Source organism: Helicobacter canis (genome assembly GCF_900451095.1).
Classification (GTDB): domain Bacteria; phylum Campylobacterota; class Campylobacteria; order Campylobacterales; family Helicobacteraceae; genus Helicobacter_B; species Helicobacter_B zhangjianzhongii.
The window spans coordinates 277,910-303,149 of sequence record NZ_UGHV01000001.1 but is presented as its reverse complement, the minus strand read 5'-3'; the positions used below and the strand labels follow the sequence as shown (position 1 = coordinate 303,149).

At 47.0% G+C, this 25,240-nt stretch carries 26 protein-coding genes; 7 read left to right on the top strand and 19 right to left on the bottom strand.

Annotation, left to right across the window (positions count from 1 at the left end):
- The first annotated feature begins 162 nt into the window (after nucleotides 1-162).
- From DX060_RS01515 to DX060_RS11095, 6 genes are all read left to right on the top strand, one after another.
- A complete protein-coding gene (locus DX060_RS01515) occupies nucleotides 163-384 on the top strand; it encodes a hypothetical protein (protein ID WP_115010830.1) in 222 nt (73 codons plus the stop codon).
- A 329-nt stretch (nucleotides 385-713) separates the two neighbouring features.
- Nucleotides 714-1,574, top strand: a complete 861-nt coding sequence (gene argB / locus DX060_RS01505; protein ID WP_220176695.1) for an acetylglutamate kinase — start codon at nucleotides 714-716, stop codon at nucleotides 1,572-1,574.
- Nucleotides 1,575-1,594: 20 nt separating this feature from the next.
- The gene (locus DX060_RS01500; protein ID WP_115010827.1) at nucleotides 1,595-2,962 is read left to right on the top strand and encodes an aspartate aminotransferase family protein; all 1,368 of its coding nucleotides are present in this window, start codon (nucleotides 1,595-1,597) and stop codon (nucleotides 2,960-2,962) included.
- Nucleotides 2,963-3,048: 86 nt separating this feature from the next.
- Complete coding sequence (locus DX060_RS01495) at nucleotides 3,049-3,915, top strand: foldase protein PrsA (RefSeq protein WP_115010826.1); 867 nt, start codon at nucleotides 3,049-3,051, stop codon at nucleotides 3,913-3,915.
- Nucleotides 3,916-3,939: 24 nt separating this feature from the next.
- A complete protein-coding gene (locus DX060_RS01490; protein WP_115010825.1) occupies nucleotides 3,940-4,863 on the top strand; it encodes a class II fructose-bisphosphate aldolase in 924 nt (307 codons plus the stop codon).
- A 179-nt stretch (nucleotides 4,864-5,042) separates the two neighbouring features.
- The gene (locus DX060_RS11095) at nucleotides 5,043-5,183 is read left to right on the top strand and encodes a hypothetical protein (RefSeq protein ID WP_181814126.1); all 141 of its coding nucleotides are present in this window, start codon (nucleotides 5,043-5,045) and stop codon (nucleotides 5,181-5,183) included.
- A gap of 27 nt (nucleotides 5,184-5,210) precedes the next feature.
- Here DX060_RS11095 and DX060_RS01485 read toward each other — a convergent pair whose 3' ends face one another.
- The 19 genes from DX060_RS01485 to DX060_RS01390 all read right to left on the bottom strand — a co-directional run bounded on the left by DX060_RS01485 (nucleotide 5,211) and on the right by DX060_RS01390 (nucleotide 24,304).
- A complete protein-coding gene (locus DX060_RS01485) occupies nucleotides 5,211-5,396 on the bottom strand; it encodes a hypothetical protein (protein ID WP_115010824.1) in 186 nt (61 codons plus the stop codon).
- A 58-nt stretch (nucleotides 5,397-5,454) separates the two neighbouring features.
- Complete coding sequence (locus tag DX060_RS01480) at nucleotides 5,455-5,922, bottom strand: NfeD family protein (protein ID WP_115010823.1); 468 nt, start codon at nucleotides 5,920-5,922, stop codon at nucleotides 5,455-5,457.
- Between the two features lie 106 nt (nucleotides 5,923-6,028).
- Nucleotides 6,029-6,931 (bottom strand): SPFH domain-containing protein, encoded by a 903-nt coding sequence (locus tag DX060_RS01475; protein ID WP_115010822.1) that lies wholly within the window; start codon nucleotides 6,929-6,931, stop codon nucleotides 6,029-6,031.
- Nucleotides 6,932-6,951: 20 nt separating this feature from the next.
- A complete protein-coding gene (locus DX060_RS01470) occupies nucleotides 6,952-8,589 on the bottom strand; it encodes an O-antigen ligase family protein (RefSeq protein ID WP_115010821.1) in 1,638 nt (545 codons plus the stop codon).
- Nucleotides 8,590-8,607: 18 nt separating this feature from the next.
- Nucleotides 8,608-9,663: a hypothetical protein gene (locus tag DX060_RS01465; protein ID WP_147278740.1), complete on the bottom strand. Its 1,056-nt coding sequence runs from the start codon at nucleotides 9,661-9,663 to the stop codon at nucleotides 8,608-8,610.
- 10 nt (nucleotides 9,664-9,673) lie between these two features.
- Nucleotides 9,674-10,036 (bottom strand): RNA polymerase-binding protein DksA, encoded by a 363-nt coding sequence (gene dksA / locus DX060_RS01460; protein WP_285264641.1) that lies wholly within the window; start codon nucleotides 10,034-10,036, stop codon nucleotides 9,674-9,676.
- A gap of 20 nt (nucleotides 10,037-10,056) precedes the next feature.
- Nucleotides 10,057-10,515 carry a 23S rRNA (pseudouridine(1915)-N(3))-methyltransferase RlmH gene (locus DX060_RS01455; protein ID WP_115010818.1) on the bottom strand — a complete coding sequence of 153 codons (459 nt, stop codon included), beginning with the start codon at nucleotides 10,513-10,515 and terminating at the stop codon, nucleotides 10,057-10,059.
- The gene (gene accD, locus DX060_RS01450) at nucleotides 10,487-11,362 is read right to left on the bottom strand and encodes an acetyl-CoA carboxylase, carboxyltransferase subunit beta (RefSeq protein ID WP_115010817.1); all 876 of its coding nucleotides are present in this window, start codon (nucleotides 11,360-11,362) and stop codon (nucleotides 10,487-10,489) included. Before accD ends, DX060_RS01455 begins: the two co-directional genes overlap by 29 nt.
- 20 nt (nucleotides 11,363-11,382) lie before the next feature.
- The gene (locus DX060_RS01445; RefSeq protein ID WP_115010816.1) at nucleotides 11,383-12,618 is read right to left on the bottom strand and encodes an inositol monophosphatase family protein; all 1,236 of its coding nucleotides are present in this window, start codon (nucleotides 12,616-12,618) and stop codon (nucleotides 11,383-11,385) included.
- 114 nt (nucleotides 12,619-12,732) lie between these two features.
- The gene (locus tag DX060_RS01440; protein WP_115010815.1) at nucleotides 12,733-14,226 is read right to left on the bottom strand and encodes a glycosyltransferase family 2 protein; all 1,494 of its coding nucleotides are present in this window, start codon (nucleotides 14,224-14,226) and stop codon (nucleotides 12,733-12,735) included.
- The gene (locus DX060_RS01435; protein WP_115010814.1) at nucleotides 14,223-14,897 is read right to left on the bottom strand and encodes an FkbM family methyltransferase; all 675 of its coding nucleotides are present in this window, start codon (nucleotides 14,895-14,897) and stop codon (nucleotides 14,223-14,225) included. The genes DX060_RS01440 and DX060_RS01435 overlap by 4 nt, the downstream gene beginning before the upstream one ends.
- Nucleotides 14,898-14,977: 80 nt before the next feature.
- Nucleotides 14,978-15,331: a class I SAM-dependent methyltransferase gene (locus tag DX060_RS01430; RefSeq protein ID WP_115010813.1), complete on the bottom strand. Its 354-nt coding sequence runs from the start codon at nucleotides 15,329-15,331 to the stop codon at nucleotides 14,978-14,980.
- Between the two features lie 28 nt (nucleotides 15,332-15,359).
- Nucleotides 15,360-16,253 (bottom strand): glycosyltransferase family 32 protein, encoded by an 894-nt coding sequence (locus DX060_RS01425; RefSeq protein ID WP_115010812.1) that lies wholly within the window; start codon nucleotides 16,251-16,253, stop codon nucleotides 15,360-15,362.
- A 1-nt stretch (nucleotide 16,254) separates the two neighbouring features.
- Nucleotides 16,255-18,129, bottom strand: a complete 1,875-nt coding sequence (locus DX060_RS01420) for a glycosyltransferase family 4 protein (protein WP_115010811.1) — start codon at nucleotides 18,127-18,129, stop codon at nucleotides 16,255-16,257.
- On the bottom strand, nucleotides 18,129-19,793 hold the full coding sequence (locus tag DX060_RS01415; RefSeq protein ID WP_115010810.1) for a glycosyltransferase family 8 protein: 1,665 nt from the start codon (nucleotides 19,791-19,793) through the stop codon (nucleotides 18,129-18,131). The genes DX060_RS01420 and DX060_RS01415 overlap by 1 nt, the downstream gene beginning before the upstream one ends.
- A complete protein-coding gene (locus DX060_RS01410; RefSeq protein WP_115010809.1) occupies nucleotides 19,780-20,529 on the bottom strand; it encodes a hypothetical protein in 750 nt (249 codons plus the stop codon). Before DX060_RS01410 ends, DX060_RS01415 begins: the two co-directional genes overlap by 14 nt.
- Nucleotides 20,529-21,638: an EpsG family protein gene (locus DX060_RS01405; RefSeq protein WP_115010808.1), complete on the bottom strand. Its 1,110-nt coding sequence runs from the start codon at nucleotides 21,636-21,638 to the stop codon at nucleotides 20,529-20,531. The genes DX060_RS01410 and DX060_RS01405 overlap by 1 nt, the downstream gene beginning before the upstream one ends.
- Before the next feature lie 198 nt (nucleotides 21,639-21,836).
- A complete protein-coding gene (locus DX060_RS01395; protein WP_115010806.1) occupies nucleotides 21,837-22,427 on the bottom strand; it encodes a glycosyltransferase family 2 protein in 591 nt (196 codons plus the stop codon).
- A gap of 77 nt (nucleotides 22,428-22,504) precedes the next feature.
- A complete protein-coding gene (locus tag DX060_RS01390; RefSeq protein WP_115010805.1) occupies nucleotides 22,505-24,304 on the bottom strand; it encodes a Na/Pi cotransporter family protein in 1,800 nt (599 codons plus the stop codon).
- 158 nt (nucleotides 24,305-24,462) lie between these two features.
- On the opposite strand from DX060_RS01390, the gene recO reads away from it, so the two are divergent.
- Nucleotides 24,463-25,239: a recombination protein RecO gene (gene recO / locus DX060_RS01385; protein WP_115010804.1), complete on the top strand. Its 777-nt coding sequence runs from the start codon at nucleotides 24,463-24,465 to the stop codon at nucleotides 25,237-25,239.
- Nucleotide 25,240 lies beyond the last annotated feature (1 nt).

Here is a 25,240-nt window from a genome sequence, read left to right as displayed (position 1 = left end):
CCAAATCCCCAAAAAACTCCAAAAGCCCCACCGCAACCCTTAGAATCGTGTTAAGACAAACAACCTTGAAAAAGTGGATTCTAGGGCTGGCGATTCAGCAGGCGCGATTGTAGCAGATTTAAGCTTTTGTTGTAAGCTTGCGATTTTCCTAAGGAGCTAGCTATGGCATTATCATATAAACTTGTGATGTTTGGATTCCCGGCGTTGTGTGAGGACATCGATGAGGTGCAAGCAAGGATGCGCCAGATCCCGCCAGAGCGTGCTAGGGTAGAGACTCTGGAGCAGTGCTATGTGATCGATCTGCACACGGGCGTGCGCTATGAGATCGCCTGTGATGAAAAGGGCTTTTATATCTGTGATTTCTCTGCGGATACTAGCGAGTGAAGTGTGTATCTGCTATAATCGCGCCTTTGCTAGAATCCACTTTTCTTTTATGGATTGCCACGCGGTGCAGAAGCACCGCTCGCAATGACGAAAAAAGTGGATTCTAGGAAAAAGCTAAATCCTAAAACTAGAATCCATTTTTTTAAGGTTGTTTGTCTTAGCACGATTCTAAGGGTTGCGGTGGGGCTGTGGTAGCTTTGCGAAAATTGGGGAAGGTTAGCGACCTTAGTGGTCGTGCCTTTCACAATTTTTGCAACACTGCCGCATTGCTCGCCCAAGACTGAATCGCTAGATTGCCCACTTTTTATAACAAGGACAGCTATATGAATATGCAAGAGTTACAAAGCAAAGCAAAAACACTCATCGAAGCCCTCCCCTATATCCAACGCTTTAGTGGCAAGATCATTCTCATCAAATATGGCGGTAGTGCTATGGAAGATGAGAGCTTGAAAAAAAGCGTAGTGCAGGACATAGCCCTACTAAAAAGCATAGGCTTTAAGCCTATCATTATCCACGGAGGTGGCAAGGAGATCAGCAAGTGGGTGGGCAAAATGGGCGGGGAAGCGCGCTTTGAGCAGGGGCTACGCGTAACCGATGAAGGCACGCTAGAAATCGCCCAAATGGTGCTAAATCGTATCAACAAAGACCTTGTAGGCTATATGGCAAGCTATGGTGTGAAGGCAGTGGGGATAAGCGGCAAAGATGGCAATACTTTTTGCGCGCAAAAAAAGCTCGCAAATGGCGTGGATATAGGGTTTGTAGGCGAGGTGCAGGCGGTGGATACAGCCTTGATTTTAGGGCTACTTGATAATGGCTTTGTGCCGGTGATTTGCCCTATTGGTATGGATACAAATGCCCAAGATTATAATATCAACGCCGATGATGCCGCCTATGCGCTAGCTATCGCGCTAAAGGCAGAGAAGCTTGTCTTCCTTAGTGATATTGAGGGGATTTATCGTGATTTTGATGACAAAGCCTCGCTTATCACGATACTACCGACCTCAAAGGCTAAGGAGCTGCTGCAAGGCGGGGGCATTAGCGGTGGTATGCTGCCAAAGCTACAAAACTGCATAAAAGCCGTGGAGAGCGGTGTATCGCGCGTGCATATTATCGATGGGCGTATCAAGCACTGCTTATTGCTGGAGTTTTTTACCGATGAGGGTATAGGCACGGCGATTTTGCGCGATTGATAATACATTAAGGAGAAAGTATGGCAAGGAAAGATTCTAAACAAAAAGTGGATTCTAGGAAAAACGCTCAAAGTTTAACCACGCCGCAGGCGGCAGGATTTTGCGATGATTTTGGGGGTTGTCAAGGCGGGGGCGAAGGGATTTACCTAAGCGGTAATGAGCAAGCCCCCGCCGCAGAATCCCCCAAAAGCGCGCAAAAGCCAACGCCAGATGACAGCGCGATTTTGCAGGTCTATTCCCGCTTGCCTATCATCTTTAACAAAGGACAGGGAGTATATCTCTATGACACGCAGGGCAGAGAGTATTTAGACTTTGGGGCGGGTATCGCTGTCAATGCCCTAGGCTATGGCAACACCGCTTTCAACACCGCGCTAAAAGAGCAGATCGATAAGCTTTTGCACATTTCTAATCTCTACTACAATCTCCCGGCAATAGAGGCTGCTACAAAGCTTGCTAAAGCTAGTGGGCTAGATCGGGTGTTTTTCACCAATAGTGGGGCAGAGGCGTGCGAGGGCGCACTCAAAGTCGCCAAGAAATACGCCTATGAAAAGGGCATAAAATCCCCCCAAATCATCGCTATGAAAGATTCTTTCCACGGGCGCACGCTTGGCGCGCTATCAGTTACAGGCAATAGCGCGTATCAAAAGCCCTTTAAACCGCTGCTCTCTGGCGTGAAATTCGCCCGCTTTAATGACATAGCAAGTGTAGAGCGGCTTATCACGCCAAAGACCTGTGCCATTATGCTAGAAACCATACAGGGTGAAGGCGGGGTAACGCCTGCTAGCAAGGAGTTTTTACACGCTATGCGCAAGCTTTGTGATAGGCACGATATGCTGCTAATCCTTGATGAAATCCAATGCGGTATGGGCAGAAGTGGAAGTATGTTTGCCTATGAGCAGTATGGGATAATGCCTGATATTATCACCACGGCGAAAGCCCTTGGCTGTGGTGTGCCTGTGGGGGCATTTGTGCTATCACAAAAAGTCGCTGACCTCTCACTAAAGCCCGGGGATCACGGCAGCACCTATGGGGGCAATCCATTTGTATGCGCGGCAGTGAGCAAGGTGTTTGATATATTTGAAGAGCTGCAATTAGTGCAAAGAGTGATTAAGCTTACACCTAGTCTCACACAAGTGCTACAAGAGCTATGCGATCGCTATGATTTTTTACACAGCGTGCGGGGTAAAGGGTTTTTGCAAGGTGTCCAGATTGATCCAAAAAGCAAAATCCAAGCAAAGCACATAGTCCAGCTTGCCATAGAAGAGGGGCTAATAATCCTTAGCGCATCGCATAATGTCCTGCGCTTCGCCCCGCCGCTTATCATCACGCAAGAGCATATAGAGCTAATGCGCCAGAGACTCACACGCGCACTTGATAGAGTGAGCTAGAATCTAGTTGCGCGATTCAAAGATAATTTACAAAAAGCAGCTACAATTGCTGCACTCACACGAGAAATCTACCCTTGGAGAACATAATGAAACGAGATTCTTACAGCATACTTAAACGAGGTCTAATTGCCACGACACTTATCTGCTCTTTTAGCCTAAGCATAGCAGGGGCTAAGGTGCTTGCCACCGTTGATGGCACACAAATCACAGAAGAAGTGTTTGATGAGATTAAGGCGCAAAATCCGGGCTTTGAGTTTAGCAAGCTCCCTAAAAACCAGCAAAAAGAGCTACTAGACCAAGCGATCAACAATGTCCTAATCGCCAAAGAAGCCAAGCGTGCCAAAATCGACACCACGCCAGAATTCACGCAAGCCTTTGATAAAATCACGCAAAATATCAAAGATCGCTTGCTAGTCCAAGCGTGGGCGCAGAAGCAAGTCCAAGAAATCGCCTCTAAAGGCTCTGCCACAGAAGCTGATGCAAAAGCCTATTACGACTCCCATAAGGCTGAGTTTAAAAAGCCCAATGTCCGCGCACGCCACATTGTCGTAAAGACAGAAGCAGAAGCGCAAAAGATCATCGATGAGCTAAATAAAGCCCCTAAAAGCAAAGTAGAATCCACTTTCATCACACTTGCCAATACACGCACCATCGATCCGGGCAATAAGCAAGCCCAAAATGGCGGGGATTTGGGTGCGTTTGAAAAAGAGCATATGGTAAAGCCATTTTCTGATGCGGCATTTGCGATGAGTCCCGGGACTTACTCTAAAGCCCCTGTGAAGACAGACTTTGGCTATCATGTAATCTATGTCATTGATAAAGCAAGTGAATATGCCTTTGACTCTATCAAGCAGCCACTTATCAATATGCTTAATGAAAAAAAGGTCTCTGAAACAATGAAAAGCAAGGTCGATAGCCTACGCGCAAAAGCCAAAATCCAAATCTCTAACTAAGTCAAACCAACTAAGGAGCGAGCAATGCTAGTCAATGGTAATGAGATCTTGCAGAAGGCACATACAGAGGGCTATGGTGTCGGGGCGTTTAACTTTGTGAATTTTGAAATGCTAAATTCCATTTTTATGGCGGCAAATGAGGCAAAATCCCCCATCATCGTTCAGGCAAGTGAAGGGGCGATTAAATATATGGGGATTGATATGGTTGTAGGTATGGCACAGACTATGGCTAAACGCTATCCACATATCCCTGTGGCATTGCACCTTGATCACGGCACAAGCTTTGAATCGTGCAAAAAGGCAGTAGATGCGGGATTTACCTCTGTGATGATTGATGCCTCTCACCACCCTTTTAAAGAAAATTTAGAAATGACCAAAGAAGTCGTGCAATACGCCCATAGCAAAGGGGTTAGCGTAGAAGCGGAGCTTGGGCGGCTTATGGGGATTGAGGATAATATTTCTGTCGATGAAAAGGACGCGGTGCTGATTAACCCTGATGAGGCAGAAGAGTTTGTCAAAGCTACAAAGGTGGATTACCTAGCCCCAGCTATTGGCACAAGCCACGGGGCATTTAAGTTTAAAGGTGAGCCAAAGCTGGATTTTGACCGCTTGCAAGAAGTGAAAAGACGCACCAATATCCCGCTAGTCCTGCACGGCGCAAGCGCGATCCCTGATTATGTGAGGGAGGCATTTTTAGCCACAGGTGGGGATTTGAAGGGGAGCAAGGGCGTGCCATTTGCATTTTTACAAGAAGCAGTCAAGGGCGGGATCAACAAAGTCAATATCGACACGGACTTGCGGATCGCCTTTATCGCCGAAGTGCGCAAAGTGGCAAATGCGGATAATACGCAGTTTGACCTACGCAAATTCTTCGCCCCTGCAATGGAATCTATCACAAAAGTTATGGTAGAGAGAATGGGCATTTTGGGCAGTGCTGGGAAGATATAGAGACCCTGCCCCTAGAATCCACTTTTTTATCAAGCGTTCAGTCTTGGGCGAGCATTCACGCCATTGAAAAATTTAGGGCAGTCATTGCCGCTCAAGGTAACTCCTACCCTAAATTTTTCAAAGCGCGCAAGGACCCCACCGCAACCCTTAGAATCGTGTAAAACAAACAACCTTAAAAAGTGGATTCTAGCACCACAATGCTTAGAATCGTTTTCCTAGAATCCACTTTTGACTTGTCGCGTTTCTCCGTCATCGCGAGCCTTGAAAAAAGGCGCGGCGATCCACAGCCTAGAATCCACTTTTTGAAAAGTGGATTCTAGAGCAAGGGCGGTTGATTCTATGGATTACTAAAGAAGCTGCGGCTTCACCTTGTTTTCTAAAGAAACATCGCCTAACGGCGAGCGGTATCCCTTGTTTTCTAAAGAAGCTTCGCTGCGCTTGCTTTCTAAAGAAACTTCGCTTCGCTCGTTTTGCCGCGCTTGTTTCACTCGCTCGCGAGTGATGATAAAGGGCGTTTGTGGCTGTGTTATCAAACGAGGATTCTACTTTTGGGCGTTTTCTTTGTCATCGCGAGCCTTGCCCCGCGTGGATCTAGGATAATGGCTTAATGATTGCTTTCCCTTTTTCTATGGACAAAATCTCTACTCTATCACCATCGCGTAAAGCCATAGAATCTACAGCCGACTTGGAGTCGCTAGATTCTAGGCTCTCTAGCTGATATGCCCATAGCGTGCCTTTGAAATACACCATTCCTTGCTGTATCTTCCCCACACCGCCATTTTGTAAGGAGTCTTCATAGACTTGAGAGCCTTTAAACCACGATTTTATGGGCTTTCTTAGCAAAACAAGGCAGAGTAGAGAAAAAAGACAAATACTTAATGCCTGCCACATATACACACTCTCCACGCTGCCACCTGCAATGTTGCCAAAGCCTATGAACGCTTCAATCCCAGCTGTGATGCATAGCCCCATACCGATAAAAAGCAAGAAAAACGAGCCAAAAAATATTTCCGCCACGATACAGCCAAGCCCCAACCCCAAAAGCATAAGTGCCGACATCTTACTTCCTTATATTTTGTGCTGCTTTTTAGCAAAACTCCCGCAAGGGATTTAGATTCTAGAGTTTTGTTTGACTACTCAACCCTAGAATCCACAAACCTAGTTTCTACGCCTTTTTGCCCTTGCCTAGAAACTCACTTATCACACTAAGCCCACCGATAAATTCACTCGTCTCATAGGGGATAATCACCTTATCCTTGCTTGGATTCTTACTTAGCTCTGTGAAAGCCACAATCCGCTCTTTTGTCAGCAGAAACTCCGCTGCTTGGGCGTTTTTGCTCATTTGATTAGCGATAAGCTCCATCGCATCGCTCTGTCCTTGTGCTAGGGCGATTTGCTCATATTTTTTGGCATCTGCCATTCGCTCAATAGCTTCAGCTTGCAAAACCTTTTCTTGCTTTAGGGCTTCGGCGTTGCGGATTAGAGCTTCTTTCTCCGCTTGTGCTTTTAGCTCAATGGCACGCTTTTCTCTCTCTGCCTTCATCTGCAGATTCATCGCATTTTCTATATCCTTTGGCACAGAGATTTCGCTAATCTCCACGCGCATAATCTTCACCCCCCAGTTATTTGCCGCATCGCCTAATGCTACTTGCAAGGCGGCATTAAGCCTATCGCGAGATGAGAGAGAGTCATCTAAATTTATCCGCCCTATCTCACCGCGAAGTGTCGTGGTAGCAAGGTTTGCAATGGCTTGTTTATAATCATTGACACTATATACTGCGGATTTTGCGTCAAAGACCTTTAAAAACACAATCCCATCAATATTGATATTGACATTATCTTTAGTGATCACCTGCTGCCGCCCGATGTCTATCATCTGCTCCCTAGCACTCACCACCGCACTTAGCCTATCAATGATGGGGATAATGAAGTGAAACCCACCATCAAGCACCCTATGGAATCTCCCCAGCCGCTCCACAATGGCAATATCTGTCTGTGAAATAATCTTTATCCCAAATGCTAGCACCACAACGCATAGCACAAGCACCACACCAGCAAAAATAAGCATTCTACACTCCTTGCGTCAATTTAGATTCTAGTATTGTAACCGATCTTGCCTAATAGCCCATCTTTGGCTGCTAGCACGATCCCAAATAGTAGAAACAAATAAGTCGTATTCCACCGCCATAGCAAGCAGTCAAAAATCATCGCCACACTAAGTGCCACGATAAACACCACCCCACCGATAAACACGATCCCATAGCTTTTTTGCGCTAGGGATTGTGTTTGACCACAGGGGCTAGATTCTTGCACCTTTGCCACAAGCTGTCGCATATCGCGGAAAAACACCATATAGCAAAAGCCCCCAATCGCTAGTAGCCCCAAGATAGATAGCTCAAAAGCAAGCGATAAAAGCTGATTATGCGGGTGTGGGTAGCCTTTGGGGCGATCGGCGAGTGAAAGCACATAGCTATGGTGCAAAGAATCTCTAGGGAAAATCTGCTCTAGATTATCCACATAGCCCAAAAAGCCAAAGCCATTAGGGCGCAAAGGATTCTGCCATATCGCCTGCCAAGCAGACTTGCCCATAGAGAGCCGTGCTAGTGAGCTATGCTCCCACGAAAAGCTCTCATCTTTGGGGAAAGAGAAGCGCGAGCAAAGCAGCCAGCCATAGAATCTAGATGCACGCAAATACGCTCCTTTAATCGTAAAGTCTGCGCTAGATTCTAGCGTGCCAAACTCCTTGATAAGCGCAGGGATAGCAGAATACTTGGTAAAAAAGAGCGAGTCGTGATTATAAGCGTGAAATGCAAGGGGCTTAGTAAAGTCAAAGGCGTTGTTGTAGAAAATCACTTCCACAGCGCACGCTCTATCAAATCGCCCCATAGCTGCTGGCTCAAAGCTAAGGACATAGGAGAGATTATTTGCCATTTTGTGGAAGTTATATCGCTCATTCCACTGCGCACTAGCCACATACACCACCGCGACAAAGCCTATCGCAAGCACCCCCACAAATCCTAGAATCCACTTTTTATACGCGAAACCAAAGAGCAAAAACGGCAGCAAAAGAGCCACAAACACCGCCACAAAGACAAGCCTAGAATTATTCGCCAAAATCGCCAATAGCGCGATACTAAACAAAGCCACGCTATAGAAACGAGCTTTGCCACGAGTGAGCCAAATCATAGCGATAGAGAGTGCCGCAGCAAGCAGCAAAATAAAGCTATACACAAGGGGCTGGTCATTGCCAAAGCCTGTGGCGCGAGTATTGACAGAAATATCGCCATTAGCATAGTCTATGGCAAAATCCACAATCGTAGCCACAGGCTGGATAAACACCACCGCAAGCCATAGCAAGAAAAAGAGCAAAAACCCTTTAGAATCCACTTTTTTAAGCGCGAGATAGACTATCACCATAAATAGCCCATCAAACGCCAGCCTGCGGACATTCTGCAATGATTCATAGCTATTTGCGCTATATAGGCTTGAGAGTGCGCCAAGTGCTAGCACAAGCGCAAAAGCCCCAAGGAGCCAAAAGTGGATTCTAAGCGCGGCAAAATCACGCCAAAATGCCAGCACAAACACTCCGCTTGCCACATACAAAAGATTGATAGCAAAGGAGCTTTTGATAGGGACAAGACTATGGGAGAGCGGCAGCACGCTTAAGGCAGCTAGCACAAGCCCTATACAAAGCAGCAAACAGTAAGATCGCCAATTTTTTATCATATACTACCTTGATACACGCTACCTTGCGATGACAAAGGCAGAGATAGGATAGTGCTTGCCTGCTCGCTTTAGCTCCATATACGCACGCAGTCCCTTTGCCTCATCGCCCCCAAAGCCCCTAAGCTCTTGCTCAAGCGTATCTACCATCTCTAGCTCAACTAGCACAAGCAAATACGCCATTTGCGCATTTTCATCATTATCCGCTAGCTGCTTAAAATATGTGAGCCACACATCAGGAGTGCATTGGGCTTGCATAGCCTTTGCTAGAGAGATATAGGCATTTGTATCAAAGCCTACTTGCTTGCAAAGCCCAGCGATTGTGGCGGGATCTAGGGCTATATCTAGCTCCTTGCACAGAAGCAAAGCCTGCTGCAAAGAGCTAGGATCTAGGCAGTCGCAGGCATTGGCGTTTAGGGCTTTTTGCAAGTCTTTGGCATTTTTGGACTCACAAATAAGCCTAAAGGCATAGGCACGCACTTCATCACTCTTGCTTGGGTCGCTAAAAATTTCTAGAGCGTTTTTATTGCTTTTTAGGGCGTAGTTTTTGGTGTTTTGCAGGGCGAATGGATTGTTGTTGTTTAGGTGGTATTTGCGTATGTCAGTGAGCTCGCCTTGGGCGATAGCGCGATAGAGAGAAAAAAGCTTATCAATCTTGGCATTGCCAGAGTCTTGTGAATCAAGAGCTGGCACAAGGTGAAATCTAGCGATTGTGTTAGAGAGCTGCTGATTGCTAGGGTGATAGAGCTTGCTTGGCCTAGAATCCACTTTTTCAAAAGTGGATTCTAGGGGGCTATGCGTAGCAAAATGCGTGGCTTGGGCGTGGATTTGATCGATAAGAAGCGTGAAGTCTTTTTGAAGTTTTTTATCCACGATGATGGTGCGCAGCTTTTTGTAAAAGAGCAGCATACTTGTGCAGATGAAAAACACCCCCACAGGCACACACACCCAAAATGCAGTTGTAAGAGCTAGTCCTGTATCTAGCTCATATCGCTGCACACATAGCCCAAACGCCCCCCCAAACACCGCGACAAAAAACACCAACGAAAACAGCGCATAACCTGTAAAATTCATCATATCTCCTTAGTTATGATTTGGGCTGATTTTTTTCATACAGCTCCCTACAAGTGATACAAAAGCGTGCGTGGGGCTTTATCGTAAGCCGCTCTTTGCTGATTGTATCATCACACATTTCACAGATCCCATAGGTATTATCAATGATTTTTTGCAATGAAGCTTCAATCTCGGCAAGCTCTAAGGTGTATTTCTCAATGATTAGCGAATCTAGCTCGCCTTGGATTTGCGCGGAGATCACATCGCTATCATCGGTAAGGGAGCTTGCGTGCAAGTCTTTGATATTGGCATTTCTCAATGCTAGGATTTCTAGTAAATCTTGCTTGCGAGCAAGTAAGATGGCTTCAAACTCTGCTATGTCAATGGGACTTTGCACACACGCTCCTTGTGATGTGGTCATTTGTGGTAGGGGTGGTTTGCCAGCAGGCTACACGCGCGGTAAATCTGCTCTAGCACGATCACCCCTACAATACTATGGCTAAAGGTCAGTGGGCTTAGGCTTATAGGCGTGGTTTTCTCAAGGAAGCGCGACTCAAAGCCAAACGCCCCACCGATGAAAAATGCTAGCTGCACCTTATCTTCAAAAAGTCTAGCAAACTCCCTAGAATCCACTTTTTGCCCAGCAGGGTGTAGGGCGATATTTGCCTGCTTGCTTGGCAGTAGCAAGGGCAGCAGAGCTTTGGTGTAGGACTCTTGGGCTGCTTGGGGTCCTTGCTTTTGGGCTTTGGCTACTACACTTGGGAAAATATACTGCATTATGATCTCCACGCCAAAGCTTCTGCACAGCTTGTGGTAGTGGGCTTCTAGCTTTGTAGGTGGCAGTGGCTTAGATATGGTGTAGAGCTGGATTTTCATAGCTGAAAGGATTGAGATATAGGCTTAGATCGCTTAGAGTCTTGCGTAGATCCCCCCTTGATACGACCATATCAATAAGCCCGTGTTCTAGGAGAAATTCTGCGGTTTGGAAGCCCTGTGGCAAATCCGCGCCAATAGTCTGCTTAATCACCCTAGCCCCGGCAAAGCCTATCATAGCTCCGGGCTCTGCGATAATCACATCACCCAAAAACGCGAAGCTAGCACTCACGCCCCCAAAGGTAGGATCTGTCAGCACAGAGAAAAACGGCAGAGAATGCTCGCTTAGGCGATTGAGCGCGGCAGAAGTCTTTGCCATTTGCATAAGCGAGTAGGTGGATTCTTGCATTCTAGCCCCGCCGCTTGTGGAGATGATGACTAGGGATTGATGCTTTTGCACCGCGCGATCAATGGCGCGCACGATTTTCTCCCCCTCCACAGAGCCAAGACTCCCCCCCATAAACGCGAAGTCAAACACCACAATCTGCATAGGCACGCCCTCTATGCGACCTTCTCCTGCGATCACAGAGCTAGGGCGACCGGTCTTTTGCTCGTATTTTTTCACGCGTTGTTTATAGCTCTCTTTATCCACGAAGTTAAGCGGATCGACAGGGGCTAGGGACTTGTCATACTCGATGAAGCTTTCACTATCGCATAAAATCTTGATCCTATCCGTAGCGCAAATGCGGAAGTGGTAATTGCACTTTGGGCATACTTGCCCAAGGGCTGCGACTTCTTTGTAATACATCAGCGCACCACATTTGTGGCATTTGACCCAATGACTTGAAGTGTCTTTGGCACTTCTTGCTTCATCGCGTTTGATGTTTTTCAAAAACTCCATAAATCCCATTACCCATACTCCTGATTCTGCTAGTTGTGCTTGGTGTGGTGTTTGTAAAGTATTTGTTCAATCATACCAAAATCTTGCTTATTTTGACTTACAAGCAAAAAGTCCGCGCCCCTAGCGATAGCCAAATCACGGCAGAGGAAAAGCCCTGCTAGCGCATCGTATTTGCGTATCGCTCCACAAAAAAGGAAGAAATTATGCTCTAGCGCGTAGGCTAAAGAGAGCGCGCTAGCCCCTAAAGAGCGGAATTTAAGCTTATGGGCATACAGCTCTCTAGCAATCTCTGGGTGGGAGTAGGCTTTCTCAAAGATCCCACACTTCGCACGCGTGGGGGCTATGGGGGAGTGCTTTTGTGTGAAAAGGTGGATTCTAGTCGCATTTGGCGTGTCGCGATTGCCATAGATGATTTGCGCACTGCAGAAATTCACCACCGCGGCTTCTAGCACCTGCCCTGTGCTATCACACAGAGCTAGACTCGCGCCATAGTAGGGGATATTGGAGAGGTAGTTGTCGCTGCCATCAAGTGGGTCTAGGACAATTGTGAGGGCTGCTCTAGAATCCTCATTTTGCTTGGGCGATTCAGCTTGTGGGCTAGAATCGTGGATTTCATCGCCGCGCGAGCTCGATAGACCATCAGTCTTATCTCCCACGCGCAGCTTGAAAAACCCCGATTCTAGCTCCACAATCTTAGAATCGCTTGGGCTTGTCCCAGAATCCTCGTTTGCAGCCTCCTGCGCCTTGCTTAGAGTTGCGACATTTATCCTAGAATCCTTTGCTAGCTTGCTTGCATTTTGAGCGTTTATCCTAGAATCCTCGTTTGCTGCCGCCTGCGGCGTGCTTAGAGTTGCGGCGTTGTCAAAAGTGGATTCTAGGTTTGCGGTGCTAGAATCCACTTTTTTATTAACGCTGTTTTCATTGTCATTGCGAGCCGACTTGTCGGCGTGGCAATCCACTGCAGCTTTGTCATTGCGAGCGGATTTATCCGCGTGGCAATCCATAGAATCAACCGCCCTTGCCCTAGAATCCTTGTTTGTATCTATCTGCGACCCAGCTGGTATAAATCCACTCTCTTCAGAATCTATATGCGCGATGTGGGATAAGTGCTTGACAAAGATAGCTTCACATAGCAGATCCGCACCTATGCTTATATCTCCGCCTGCGCCTTTTGCGCCTGCTTGTAGCAAATGCGCTTCACGCGTGGCAAGTGCCGGGATAATCTCTCTAGCTGCTTGCAAGAGCGCGCATAAAAACTCGCTCATATCGCTCCTTTGGTCTATGTGGATTCTAGTCGTGTAGTCGCGGTCAAAATATCGCGGTCAAATATCGTGGTATTGTAGCGCAAATAGTGTAGATAGCTAGCACACAAGCTAGCCCTAGCGCACTATCTTGCCAAAGCTTAGGAGATAGAGCAGTATTTTTGCTAGCGACTCTATGCGAAACCACACAAAAAGCGAAGCGCACATATTTTTGACATAGTGGCTAGCTTGCGCCTTTTTGCACAGCACCAAATAGCGCAAGATCTTATCAAGCTTCCCATACAGCTCCCTATCACAAGGCGCAAGCTCTCTAGCGCACAATGCCAAGGCTTCTGCGACTCTGCCATAAGCCTTTATGTCTTCTAGGGCTTTTGCCCTGCTTTGCGCCCTATTTTTGCAGGAGCTAGTAGAGGAGCTGGCATTGGCGCAGTAGATATAGAGCTTTTGCGGTAGTGTGATAGCAGTAGAGCTTAAGTGCAAAAGGACAAAAGCCTTTAGCAAATCTTCTGCTAGTGTGATAGGACCTGCCACACGCGATATGATACTATCTGCTCTAGCGATTAGCTCTCGTTTATAGAGCTTATTCCACAAATATGGGCTAAATTTACTACGAGTGGGGAAAATCAGCTTGCTAAGAGCAGAGCCTGTGTAGATCCTACTGCCTTTAGGCTGATACACATAGCGATAAAAGCCCTTACACTCACTGCCAAAGACCACCATATCCGCTTGTGATTGACTAGCGCTTTTGTAGGCAAGCTCGCATAAATTGGGCTTGATATAATCATCACTATCCACATACAAGATATACTCTCCTTGGGCTAGACTCGCGCCCACACAGCGCGTGTGGAGCAAGCCTAGGTTTGTAGGGTTGCGCAAAATATGGATTCTAGGGTCGCGCGCGGCAAAAGATCTAGCTATCTCCATAGCTCCATCACTCCCGCAATCATCAACGATGATAATTTCAATATCGCGCAATGTTTGTGTGATGAGTGATTGGAGGCAGCGTGTGATGTAGGGTTGGGTGTTGAAAACAGGGACGATGATAGAGATGTTTGGTGGTGTCGCAGCTTGGCTGGTGGATTCGGCTTTTTTTGTTTTAGGCGTTGGCTTTTGGGTTAAAAATGGCGATTGCTGCGGCGAGTCTGCAGTTACGCACGCCCAAGTGCGCGCCTTTGACTCGCCTTGCAAAGCCCCATTTTTATCACCAAAATCCTGCCGCCTAGCTGCGTTTTGAGAAAACACATTTTGAGCGTTTTTGTCAAAAATCCTAGAATCCTGTGTGGAGTTTTCTACATTTTCAGCATTTTCCCTAGAATCCACTTTTTCTAAAGAAACATCGCCTAACGGCGAGCGGTATCCCTTGTTTTCTAAAGAAACTGCGCTTTGATTTGGGGCGTTGTTGCTGTCATTGCGAGACACTGCGCAAGCAGTGGCGTGGCAATCCATAGAATCAACCGCCCTTGCCCTAGAATCTAGTTTTGCAAAACTAGATTCTAGGCTATGGATCGCTGCGCCTTGTTTCAAGGCTCGCGATGACAGAGGGAGGGCTAGGGCTGGCTTGTGTAGATCTTGTGCGTTGTTAGGGTCTAAAATAATAAGGCGTGATTTCATCGCTTGTCTTTATGCTGGAAGATCACGCTATTGTGCGCTTTGGCGACTAGGGCATAGCCTTTAGAGAAGAGAAAGCGCGCGATTTCATTATCCTGCAAAGCGACCATATCTAGCTCGCCATAAATGTTTGTCAAAATCTCTACGATTATGATGTGTGGCACGAAGCTTTCCCAATCATTGCTACGCAAGACAGAGAGGTCAAAGCCCTCGCAATCTATGCTTAAAAAGTCTATCTCCACGCCCTTTGGCACATAAGTATGCAGCACTTCGCCGAGGGTGAGCAGCGGCACTTTGACTATGCGCTGGAGCTTGCCTAGAGAGTTTTGGGCGACTTGTTTATCAAAGGTGTTCCACGCGGATTCATTAAACATATAATACTCCATATAATTGCTGTGCTTTTGACTAGTGGCACTGCTTCTGTCATTGCGAGCGGATTTATCCGCGTGGCAATCCATAGAATCCACCGCCCTTGCCCTAGAATCCACTTTTGCAAAACTAGATTCTAGGCTATGGATCGCCGCGCCGCTTTGCGCGGCTCGCGATGACAATGAGCTAGAATCTAGGCTTTTAGATTCTAGGCAAACTTGCTCGCGGTTGGATTTTGGCTTTTCATTACTGCTTTTGGATTCTAAGATTGCGGAGCTAGAATCGGGGCTTTTCAAGGCTTGCAAGGAAGATAAGACTAGTGGTCTATCGACGCCGCAAGGCGCAGAAATCCACGATTCTAGCCCGCAAGCTGAATCCCTAAATATTACCCCCCCCCCCCCGTTTGCTCCCCTATCCCCACTTCCAAATTTATATCCCTAGGGCGATATTTGTTAAAGGCTTTCATACTGCCCGGAGTCGCATCGATATTGATCCCGCTCCAGCCTTGCGTGTAAAACAAATAAGTATTTGAGAAGCGAAAGGGGTGGTGCGCCCCCACATCGACATAGAATCCTTTGTCGTGCTTCTGCCACAAAAGCGCGCGCACAATGCGATCTTCACCCTCGATTGAGTAGCTAGGATTCATATAAGCTCTACGCCCTAAAATCCGCTGCCTAGCGCGCTTGAGCCACTCCCATACGCGCCTTGGTAGAATCTGCTTTAATGTATAAACTAACATTTTCACTCCTTATAAGTTGGTTAATTTCTCATCGCAAGCCAAAGGATATAAGCCTTTGGGCTAGTGATTTTGCCCACGCTCTGCGCCTACTTCCGTGCGGGAAGCAAAGCTTGATAAAGAGCCTTTTAGGCAGGGTCTTTAGGATAAATCTAGGCGACTTACTCCTAGCCACATAATCACTAAGCAAAGGCTGATACTGCTGGAACGCTTGCTTATGTTTATCAAACCTTGAGCCACTCTCCAGCCACGATCCGGCGCAGTGGTGTGCTAGGGTGGTGTTTGGGCTTAGGTCTTCTAGCACAGGGGCTAGCCCTACGCTAAGGGGCGAGAAGTAGTCTTTAGGGTAGATTTTGACCCCGCATTTAATGATAGGCTCACTAATATCACCGCAAAAGCCCTTAGTCTCCACAAACTCGCCTTGATCTAGGAAGTAGAGCTGTGCGAGCTTGGGGCTTATTAGCAGCTCTTTTCTAGCGAGATAGAGCTTGCCTAGATTCTCATATATCTCGCACATAAATTTCGCTAGCTTTGCGCCCTTTTTACCCGCCATAGCGTGGCTTGTGTAGCCACCATTGACTTTATCTTCTATGCCGATTATCATCTCATACTCGCTAGATTCTAGCTCGCTAATAATGGCGCGAAACTTCTCTCCACTGACCACTTCAATATCCGCGTCCAAATACACGCCCCCATAGTGGTAGATAAGCCACCACCGATAATAATCCCCCAAAAACACGCCATCTTTAAGCTCGCTTAGGGCTTTGGTGTAGGGGTTTAGATCTAGGGGGAGATTGCTTGCGTTGTAGAATCTAATCTCAAAGTCTGGGAGCTGCTGCTGCCAAGTCTCAAGATAGCGCGTGTAGATGTCGCGCTCGTCATTGAAGCCAAAAAAGATTCTATGAATTGTTTGGAGGCTGCTCATACTACTCCTTTTTTAGTTTTGGCGTTGGCTTTTGCGCGCTTTTGCGGGAGTCTGCGGCGTGGGCTTGCTCATTACCGCCTAGGTAAATCCCTTCGCCCCCGCCTTGACAACCCACAAAATCATCGCAAAATCCTGCCGCCTGCGATTCGCTTACTTTTTGGACTTTGCTTTCAAAAATCCTAGAATCCTTTGCTAGCTCGTTTAGAGTTGGGGCGTTGTTGCTGTCATTGCGAGCAAGCGCGGTAGCGGTTGCGTGGCAATCCATACTAGAATCTACTTGCGTGGTTGTTTGTGTGGATTGCCGCGCCACTGCTGGCGCAGTGTCTCGCAATGACGCTCGGCTTTCTTCTTCTAGGATTCTAGGATTTGTGGTGGGGCTGTGGGAGCTTTGCAAACTTTGGGGAAGGTTAGCGACCTTGGCGGTCGTGCCTTTCACAATTTTTGCAACACTGCCGCATTGCTCACCCAAAGCCGAATCCCACTTGCCTAAAGCGTGTGAGAATGCGCTATACATCTCCCTAGCACACGCCCCCCAGCTAAACCTACCCGCCTGCTCTAAAGCCCTTTGACTTAACTCCCTAGCATAGCTCTCATCGCTATAAATTTTGTAAATCGCTTCTTGCAAGCCTAGGGCGTCATTTGGGTCTAGGGCTATGCCGCCACTGCCCAGCACTTCAGGCACAGAAGTCGTGCTAGAAGCGATAGTCGGGCAGCCGCAGCTCATAGACTCTAGCACCGGCAGCCCAAAGCCCTCATAAGTAGAGAGATACACGCTAGCAAGACTATGGCTAAAGAGATTTGCCAAGTGCCTATCCTCAACATAGCCCGCGCGGATAATCTTGCTGCGCCACTCTCCTAAAGAGTCAAAGCTAGATTCTAGCTCACCTATGAAGCTCTCCCACGCCCCACCTCCAAGCACTAGCACTAGGTCATTGATATTGTGCTTTTTGATACACTCGATGAAATTTCGCGCGACAAAAATCAAGTTTTTCCTAGGGTCTAGCGAGCATAGGCTAAAGATATAGTGCGCATTGTGCGGGATATGGTATCGCTCTCTTATTTGCGCGTTTTTGCGCTCATCAAAATCTCTGTAAAATATCTCCCTATCTGCGCCAAGCAGTGCTACGCTGATATGGCTCTCACAAAGCCTAGTGGGGAAGTGCTTAAGGAAGTCGGCTTTGGTAAAAGCAGAGTTTGTGATATAAAAGTCCTTTACATTAAGCGAGTCGGCTATGTCATAAAAATCGTGCCGCTGTCTCAATACCTGTCTCAATACCTGTCTCAATACCTGTCTCAATAGCTTATCAATAGGTATATCACTCATTCTAAAATGCTCTTCATAGACAATTGGGATCACATCGTGTAGAAGCGTGAAGCGCACGCACTCAAGTGCGGCGATCTCTTTGGCAAAGGCATAGTAAGGAGAGAAGATAATATCGCAGCTCTGTATGGATTCTAGCGTGCTTGATCCTAGCTTGTGATAGCGCGCTAGAATGATAAATGGCAAAAACACCGCCCGCATAGCGCGATCTAAAATGGGGTGATTTCTTTCGCGCAAATAGTGGCAAATGGAGTATTTTTGATAGCACAGATAGGACAAAGCGCGCTCTAAAGGACTAAATCTATTGACAAAGCTAAAGCCCCTTAGGCTATCAAGCTTGGCGCACTCTCTTTTGCAAAGTGTGTAGAACTCCAGCTCGCTAAAAAGCCTAACTTCACAGATCTTGCTTAAGGCTAGCAGGATTTGGTAGGCACTAAGTGTGATGCCGCTGCGATTTGCACTGGAACGCGTGATATACATAAGCGTGCGTGCATCAAAGCAGATTTTAAGCCTTGGGGGCTTGGGGCTAGGATCTAGATTTTGATAGCTTGGCATTATGTGTCCTTGTGGCTGGGATTAGAAGGGGTAAAGAGTCTTGCTAGGGCGTGCAGGGCAGCATAGATTCTAGGGGCTTTGGTCTTAGTAGCAAAAATTGCCTTTGTCTTATATGCTTGCAAAGTGGGGGCGATAAAGGCGCGCAAAATCTCTGTGAAAAAGGGGCTTTTACGCGCTACTTCCCACCACTGCTTGGCATAAGGGTTTGCATACTCGATAAGCTCTAAGGTGGATTCTACTTGCTTGATGTAGCACACGCGTCCCCACGGCTTAGGCTGTGCGGCAAAATGCACGATATGGGGAGATGTAAGTGCGCTGTCATAAGCGGCGCGGCTGTGGCGAGAGAGCATTGATTGAGCTTCTTTGGTGGATTCGGCTTTCGGGCTAGAATCGTGGATTTCATCGCCGCGCTTCGTCGATAGACCTCCAAGTCTTATCTCCTTGCGCGGCTTGAAAAACCCCGATTCTATCTCCAAAATCCTAGAATCCTTTGCTGACTCGCTTACATTTTGGGCGTTTGCCCCAGAATCCTCGTTTGCTTCCGCCTGTGGCTTGCTTAGAGTTGCGGCGTTTTTGTCAAAAATCCTAGAATCCTGTGTGGAGTTTTCTACATTTTCAGCATTTTCCCTAGAATCCACTTTTTTACATATCGCGTTGTTTTTGTCATTGCGAGACTTGCTTGGCAAGTCGTGGCAATCCACTGCAGCTTTGTCATTGCGAGCAAGCGCGGTAGCGGTTGCGTGGCAATCCATACTAGAATCAACTGCCCTTGCCCTAGAATCCACTTTTGCAAAACTAGATTCTAGGCTATGGATCGCCACGCCGCTTTGCGCGGCTCGCGATGACGATTTTTCTTCTAGGATTCTAGGAGTTGCGGTGGGGCTGTGGAAGCTTTGCAAACTTTGGGGAAGGTTAGCGACCTTTGTGGTCGTGCCTTTCACAAAGTTTGCAACACTGCCGCATTGCTCACCCAAAGCCGAATCCTCTTGTAAAAAGCGCAAGATGTGTGGCGGAGCTGCAATCACATTCCACCCAAACGGCAGCTCACTCACCTCATCACAAAAGCACTCATTTAAGAGATTTTGATCGTGGAAGCCTTGCGTGATTTCTGGGCGTGTGGCGATTAGACGGAAGAGTCGCTTACTAGCCTTTGACTCTCGCCACTTCTCCATATCTAGCAGCAAAACTCCAGCATTGAAGTAAAATCCCAAGTGATTGCTACACGCGCTAGAAGCGTCATTAAAGGCTAGATCACGCACCGCACCCAAAAGCGCGCCGTGCAACTCATAAGAAAAAAGCCTAGCAATATCTGTGCGCACTAGCACATCGCAATCAAGATAGACGCATTTGCCAATGCTAGGGGGCAAGATAGAGTCTAGCAATAAGCGCAAGTAGGTGATATGGCTGTCATTCTCGCCTTGGGTGGGCAAGGATACAAAGCGTGCTAGAGAGTGGCAAGAGTGTGAAATACTAGCATTGGGGTAGGTGGATTCTATGCGCGAGAGCTTGGCTTGTGTGGCTAGAGATAGGGGGCTATCGCTTAGGAGATAGAAAGTAATATCTGCTTGCGTTGTCTCTAGCACAGAGATCATCACCACGCTTGCGTATTTGACATAGCTCTCATCAGCGCATAGCACGATGGGCAGGGCATTATCTTTTGGCATTATTAGCCCTTGCGCTTTTTAAGCCGCGCACAAACTCCGCGATAAATACCGCCAAAATCGCGCAGACAAAGCCACTCACACAAAGCAGTATCCACATACTTTTGCCACCATAATGACTCCCCACGCCCTCTTTTAGCACACTTAGATCGCGGAAGCCTTTGGCATAAGTTTTAGCAGGGCTAGAGTAGATGAAAAAGCCATTGTTAAGAATATCATCAACCCCAGCCATCCACGCCGCTACCTCATCGCTCTTGGGCTGCAAATCGCGCAAAAAGCCAAGAGAGTCTAAAAGGGCTTGCACCTCTGGCGCAGAGTCTAGCTCCTTTTGCACCGCTTGGGCTACTTGCTTTGCTTGGCTCTCACTCTCTGCTGGATAAACACACCAATACACATCAGCATAGCTCATCGAATACCCAGCCGGTGCTAGAATCCACATTTTGCCCTGAATTATATGCGCGATTTCTCTGCCCACATTCTCCAGAGGCTTTGCATACAGGCGGCTAAGGAGCGGGTTTAAGATCCTATTGCTCACAAAATACGCGCTTTGAGAGTTAGGCGATCTAGTCGCACTCTTTGATAGGATAAAAAACGCATAATTATCCCCAGCACTTAGGCTAGCATTTTGCGCGGTGCGCTGCTTGTATAATATCCCCACACCCCCTACACCAAGCACCAAAGCAAGCACCACAATAAACACCCACTTATACCGCCAAAACACCGCTAATGTAGAATCCATCACAACTCCTTAAAAATATAGTAAAACCACTTCCCATAGATCCCATAGCTATCAAAAAGATAGATATTTTCCTTGCCAAAGAGCATAGTTTTAAGCTTATAAAGCAAGCACGCCCCAGCAAAAAATAGCGCGAGTATGGAGAATCTACGCAGCCCTACAAAGAGCAAAAATCCCAGCAAAATCGTGGTAAAAAGTATGGTAAATCTATGTGCGATCCCGCCAATGACCAAATGCAAAGCAAAATACATCATCACAAACCACACCACAAAGAAAAACCACCGCTTTTTGATAGGGTCATTTGTCGGTAGCAAAATCAGCCCCGCCACCATAATGACCAAGCCCAGCTCAATGGCATTTGGCATAAACTCCCCAAACCCCATCGCATAGAATCCTAGCTTATCAAAGAGCGGCAGCTCTCTAGGCAGCACACCACTATTATAAAGAGCTAGAATCTGGGGGAATGTAAGCCCTGCAAGCACCACGACAGCAAAGCTTAGAGCAAGCGTGGCTTTAGGATAATGCCTAAGTGCAAAAAGCAAGGGCGCAATCAGCAGGGTGCTTGTGTGAAAAAGTGTGGCAAGCGCGATTGCAAAAAGCTTGCCTAAAGTGGTGCGTGCATAAAGTGCATAGAGGATCACAAGCGAGGCAAAAAACTGCCGCGTGTATTCCCCGGCGATATAAAAGTCAAAAAACAGCAACGATAAGCACACGCAGAGGGATTTCTCACTTTCTTTAAGCTCGCTCATAGCGTATTTCTCTAGCCATGCGATAAGCACGACATACCAGAATCCAAGCGCACACTCAATCTTATAGAGCGAAAACACTTGCATAATATCGCCATTTAATAGCGTGCGATAGGTGGCAAAATAGCGGATAAAATCATCGCCCTCCCAGTGGAAATACATTCTACTTGCATAGAGTATGCTTCCACTTAGGATAATGCCCACGCCAAGTGCGATACGGCAGAGCTTATCAAGCTCTCTTCCACACGCCAAAAGTAGTAAAAACCCCAAAATGAAAGAAAAAAGCGGGCAAAAAGGCAGAGCCATATAGGGCAAAAGGCACGCCACATATAGCCCATAATGCCTAGAATCTAGCACGACTAGCATACACGCGCCTTGCTAGGCTTGCGGTAGAATCTATGCTTGATGACTCCATTTACCGCATAGTGCGCGAAGTAATACGCCGCTTTATGTAGCGGCAGCTGCAAAATCTCGCGATAGACTTGCCATTGTCTATGCGCGGATTTAAGCTTATTGGCAGTGTCGCTTTGGCTATGGATCCTAATGCGTGCTAGATAGCAAATATCATCTAACGGGGGGGGGGGGGGGCGAAATATATGCGCAATGATCGCGCAAGATAGAGAGCCAAAGCTCATAGTCGTGGCGGATTATGCCAGCTTGTGGAGTGCCGACTTTGTCTCTATCATACATTGCCGTGGAGTTGCCGATTTGACAAGTTTTAAGCATATCGTTGTAGGTGATTGTAGGGCTGGGGAGAAAGCCCCCAAGCATTGCCCCACTCTCATCAATCACGCGATAGCCCCCATAGCTTAGGGCTGCATCTTGCTCAAGCATTGTGCTTACCTGCACTTCTAGCTTATGAGCCTCCCACACATCATCAGCGTCTAAAAATGCGATAAACCGCCCCTTGGCTTGTGAGAGAGCGTGATTGCGCGCGGCACTTACGCCTTGATTGCGTGGGAAGAATGTAGGCTTAATGCGAGAATCCTTGTGCGCATAGGCTGCAATGATAGATTGCGAGCTATCTTTAGAGCCATCATCGACTATCAATGCCTCCCAATGTGCATAGCTCTGTGCTAGGACAGAATCTAGCGCGGCAGCGATATACCGCTCGTTGTTAAAATTGGGAATGATGATAGAGACAAGATGTGGCATTGTGATCCTAAAAGCGCGTAAAGTAAGCGCGAATTCTAGCTAGATTATTTTTAAGCGACAATAAACACCGCGCTCTCCTACTCACTTATGCGTCCTTCAGCACTCTCTTCTAGCTCATTTGGCGTGTCTTCAAACTCAAGGCGTGTTTTTTGGATTTGTATGATTGCATTGGCTAGCTCTTTGGCGATATTATGGCTAAAGCCCACGGCATTAAGCAGTGAAGTCCCATTGGGAACGCTTATTTGCTTTTTGCTTAGTATGGATTCTATATGCACGATAGAATCTTTATCGATTTTTTTAAACGCCTTTTTCTGGGATTTTAGCTTGATAATGGCTACTTGCGGGTGGATCTCTTCATCAGTATTGATCTGCTCGATACTGCGCAAAAGTAGGGCTAAATGTGTCCGTAAGGCGTTGTATTCACTAGATAGAATCTGGTTTCTTGATAGGCTATTTTTCTTAAGATTTGGCTGCAAAAGCTCCATATTTTTGATAGCTTCAATGATATGGCGCGAGGCAGAAGTAAGCATAGCAAACTTATAAATATGCTCTTTATCTTGCGTGTGGGCTTGGGCTTCTGTGGAGAAGTCAAGGATCGCATTAAAAAGCACTTTGATTTTTTTGATATAAAAAATCTCAATATCCACATCATCTTCATTTACCCTATTCCAAATATGCTCCTTTAGCACCTCTTCTATGTCTTTTTCACTTCGTATGTCGTGCCGCGAGAAGCCAAGCGCGTGGGCGATAAGCTCAAAGGCGTTTTCATAGAGATGATACACCTCTCTTGTAAGCGCGATTAGCGCGGTGTTTTGATACTGCACGATAGTATCACTCACATACAAAGGCTTATCGACTTGAGAGTCTTCATCTTTCATCAGCACTTCTAAGAATCTAGCGATTTTAGGGATAAATGGCAGGAGAAGCACCACGCCCACAAGATTAAAGAGTGTGTGAAACACCGCAATGCGCAAGACACTATCCTCCCCAAAGCCTAAAAGCGCGGAAATGGTGCTATTAGCCCACATAAAGTAGTCAAATGCCACAATCACAAGTAGCGCGATACCAAAGTTGAAGATACAATTGGCTATGGCTAGGCGTTTGCCATCGATATTGGTGCTAAGAGATGCGATAACAGCAGTCATAACCCCACCCACACTTGTGCCAAGTGTCGCTGCAAGGGCGTTTTCATAGCTCATACTGCCAGCTGCAAAAGCGGAGATGATGATAGTAAGCGTAGCGTGGGAGCTTTGCACGATAGCGGTCATCAATGCACCAAGTCCTACAAAGAGCAAGACCCCGCCCAAGCCCTCCATAGCATATTGCGAAAAATCTACAATCTCTTTATACTCTTCAAATCCTTCTTTAATATACCCCACACCTAAGAAGAAAAACCCAATACCCACAAAAATCTGCCCTATGCCTTTACTCACTTTTGAGCTTTGGAAGTTGAAAAGCACGCCACCCACGATGAGTGGCAGGGCTAGGGCTGAGATTTTCATACCACTTACCCCAGCAATAAGCCAAGAGCCTGCACTATTGCCAAGATTTGCGCCAAAGATCACGCCTATGCCTTGCGCAAGACTTAAGAGTGCCGCGGAGACAAAAGAGATTGATAGCACAGAGACTAGCGATGAGCTTTGCATAACTGCTGTGGCAATGCTCCCAAAGGCGACACTCCTTATCGAAGTGCTTGTAGAGCTTGCTAGGAGATTTTCTAAAAAGCCGCCGTTAAAGGCGCGGAATCCACTCCCAAGACTTAGCATACCAAAGAGTAAAATCGCAAGCCCAGCGGCGACATTTGTAAGGGCTTCACTTGTGGAGACAAGATAAATGATGGCTATAATGCACAAAGGAATCAAGTATCGCTGAAACATAGCTCCCCCTAGTGTGGCGTAAAGTGGAAAGTGGTGGGTGCAAACTTCTATCTAGTGCATTATATGATTGATTACTTAAGCAAACTTTAGCAACAATGCCGCCAAATCTTGCGACCCACCAAATCTTGCGACTAGGTAGGTCGCGATAAAGAGCGCGTATGCAAGGCTATATCATCTCTGTGCAGAAGCAAAAAAACGAAGATGTCATTGTGCGCATTCTCACACAAAACCACATCAAAACCCTGTATAGATTCTATGGGGCGCGGCACTCTATCGTGCATATCGGGCGTAAGATTGACTTCACCCAAGAGCATAATGGCACCTTTATGCCAAAGCTTAGAAATGTTATGCACTTAGGCTTTAGCTGGGAGAGAGAGCTAGAGAGAGTGTATGTGTGGCAGCGATTTATCCAGCTTTTGCACAGACATTTGCGCGATATTTCTCATATTGAAGAAGAGTATTTTGGCATTGTGGATTCTAGTGCATATAGGCTTAGCTCGCAAAATCCCAAGCGAGTCGTGCTAGAAGCCTATGCCCAAATCTTGCGCCTAGAAGGGCGAGTCCCACCCCTAAGCCACTGCCTAATCTGCGATCAGCCACTAGAGAGCGAGCCAGATCATAACGCACTAGAATCTTTGGAGCTAGGCTATTTGAGCAGTGATACAAGCGCGAGTTTGCAGGCATTGCAAGAATCTAGGGAGGCTACCTTAAGCACAAAGCTAGATCACAGGGCGCATACTTGTCCTATCACACCTCCGCAACACATCGCAAATATAGCGGTGCTACGAGGGTTTTTAAGTGCGCATACGGCGTGTGCAAATGCAGCGACCCTGCCTTATACTAAGCTAGAATCCTATCTCCGCACAGCTAGCACGATTGATCTAGATGATGAAGAGCTTGAGCGAGCATATCAAGTGCTGCTGCTTGGCTTGTAGG

Coding starts and splice junctions, on each gene's coding strand:
- DX060_RS01515 (WP_115010830.1), top strand. CDS start 163: ATGGCATTATCATATAAACTTGTGATGTTTGGATTCCCGGCGTTGTGT.
- argB (WP_220176695.1), top strand. CDS start 714: ATGCAAGAGTTACAAAGCAAAGCAAAAACACTCATCGAAGCCCTCCCC.
- DX060_RS01500 (WP_115010827.1), top strand. CDS start 1,595: ATGGCAAGGAAAGATTCTAAACAAAAAGTGGATTCTAGGAAAAACGCT.
- DX060_RS01495 (WP_115010826.1), top strand. CDS start 3,049: ATGAAACGAGATTCTTACAGCATACTTAAACGAGGTCTAATTGCCACG.
- DX060_RS01490 (WP_115010825.1), top strand. CDS start 3,940: ATGCTAGTCAATGGTAATGAGATCTTGCAGAAGGCACATACAGAGGGC.
- DX060_RS01480 (WP_115010823.1), bottom strand. CDS start 5,922: ATGTCGGCACTTATGCTTTTGGGGTTGGGGCTTGGCTGTATCGTGGCG.
- DX060_RS01475 (WP_115010822.1), bottom strand. CDS start 6,931: ATGCTTATTTTTGCTGGTGTGGTGCTTGTGCTATGCGTTGTGGTGCTA.
- DX060_RS01470 (WP_115010821.1), bottom strand. CDS start 8,589: ATGATAAAAAATTGGCGATCTTACTGTTTGCTGCTTTGTATAGGGCTT.
- DX060_RS01465 (WP_147278740.1), bottom strand. CDS start 9,663: ATGATGAATTTTACAGGTTATGCGCTGTTTTCGTTGGTGTTTTTTGTC.
- DX060_RS01455 (WP_115010818.1), bottom strand. CDS start 10,515: ATGAAAATCCAGCTCTACACCATATCTAAGCCACTGCCACCTACAAAG.
- accD (WP_115010817.1), bottom strand. CDS start 11,362: ATGGGATTTATGGAGTTTTTGAAAAACATCAAACGCGATGAAGCAAGA.
- DX060_RS01445 (WP_115010816.1), bottom strand. CDS start 12,618: ATGAGCGAGTTTTTATGCGCGCTCTTGCAAGCAGCTAGAGAGATTATC.
- DX060_RS01440 (WP_115010815.1), bottom strand. CDS start 14,226: ATGAAATCACGCCTTATTATTTTAGACCCTAACAACGCACAAGATCTA.
- DX060_RS01430 (WP_115010813.1), bottom strand. CDS start 15,331: ATGTTAGTTTATACATTAAAGCAGATTCTACCAAGGCGCGTATGGGAG.
- DX060_RS01425 (WP_115010812.1), bottom strand. CDS start 16,253: ATGAGCAGCCTCCAAACAATTCATAGAATCTTTTTTGGCTTCAATGAC.
- DX060_RS01420 (WP_115010811.1), bottom strand. CDS start 18,129: ATGCCAAGCTATCAAAATCTAGATCCTAGCCCCAAGCCCCCAAGGCTT.
- DX060_RS01415 (WP_115010810.1), bottom strand. CDS start 19,793: ATGCCAAAAGATAATGCCCTGCCCATCGTGCTATGCGCTGATGAGAGC.
- DX060_RS01410 (WP_115010809.1), bottom strand. CDS start 20,529: ATGGATTCTACATTAGCGGTGTTTTGGCGGTATAAGTGGGTGTTTATT.
- DX060_RS01405 (WP_115010808.1), bottom strand. CDS start 21,638: ATGCTAGTCGTGCTAGATTCTAGGCATTATGGGCTATATGTGGCGTGC.
- DX060_RS01395 (WP_115010806.1), bottom strand. CDS start 22,427: ATGCCACATCTTGTCTCTATCATCATTCCCAATTTTAACAACGAGCGG.
- DX060_RS01390 (WP_115010805.1), bottom strand. CDS start 24,304: ATGTTTCAGCGATACTTGATTCCTTTGTGCATTATAGCCATCATTTAT.
- recO (WP_115010804.1), top strand. CDS start 24,463: ATGCAAGGCTATATCATCTCTGTGCAGAAGCAAAAAAACGAAGATGTC.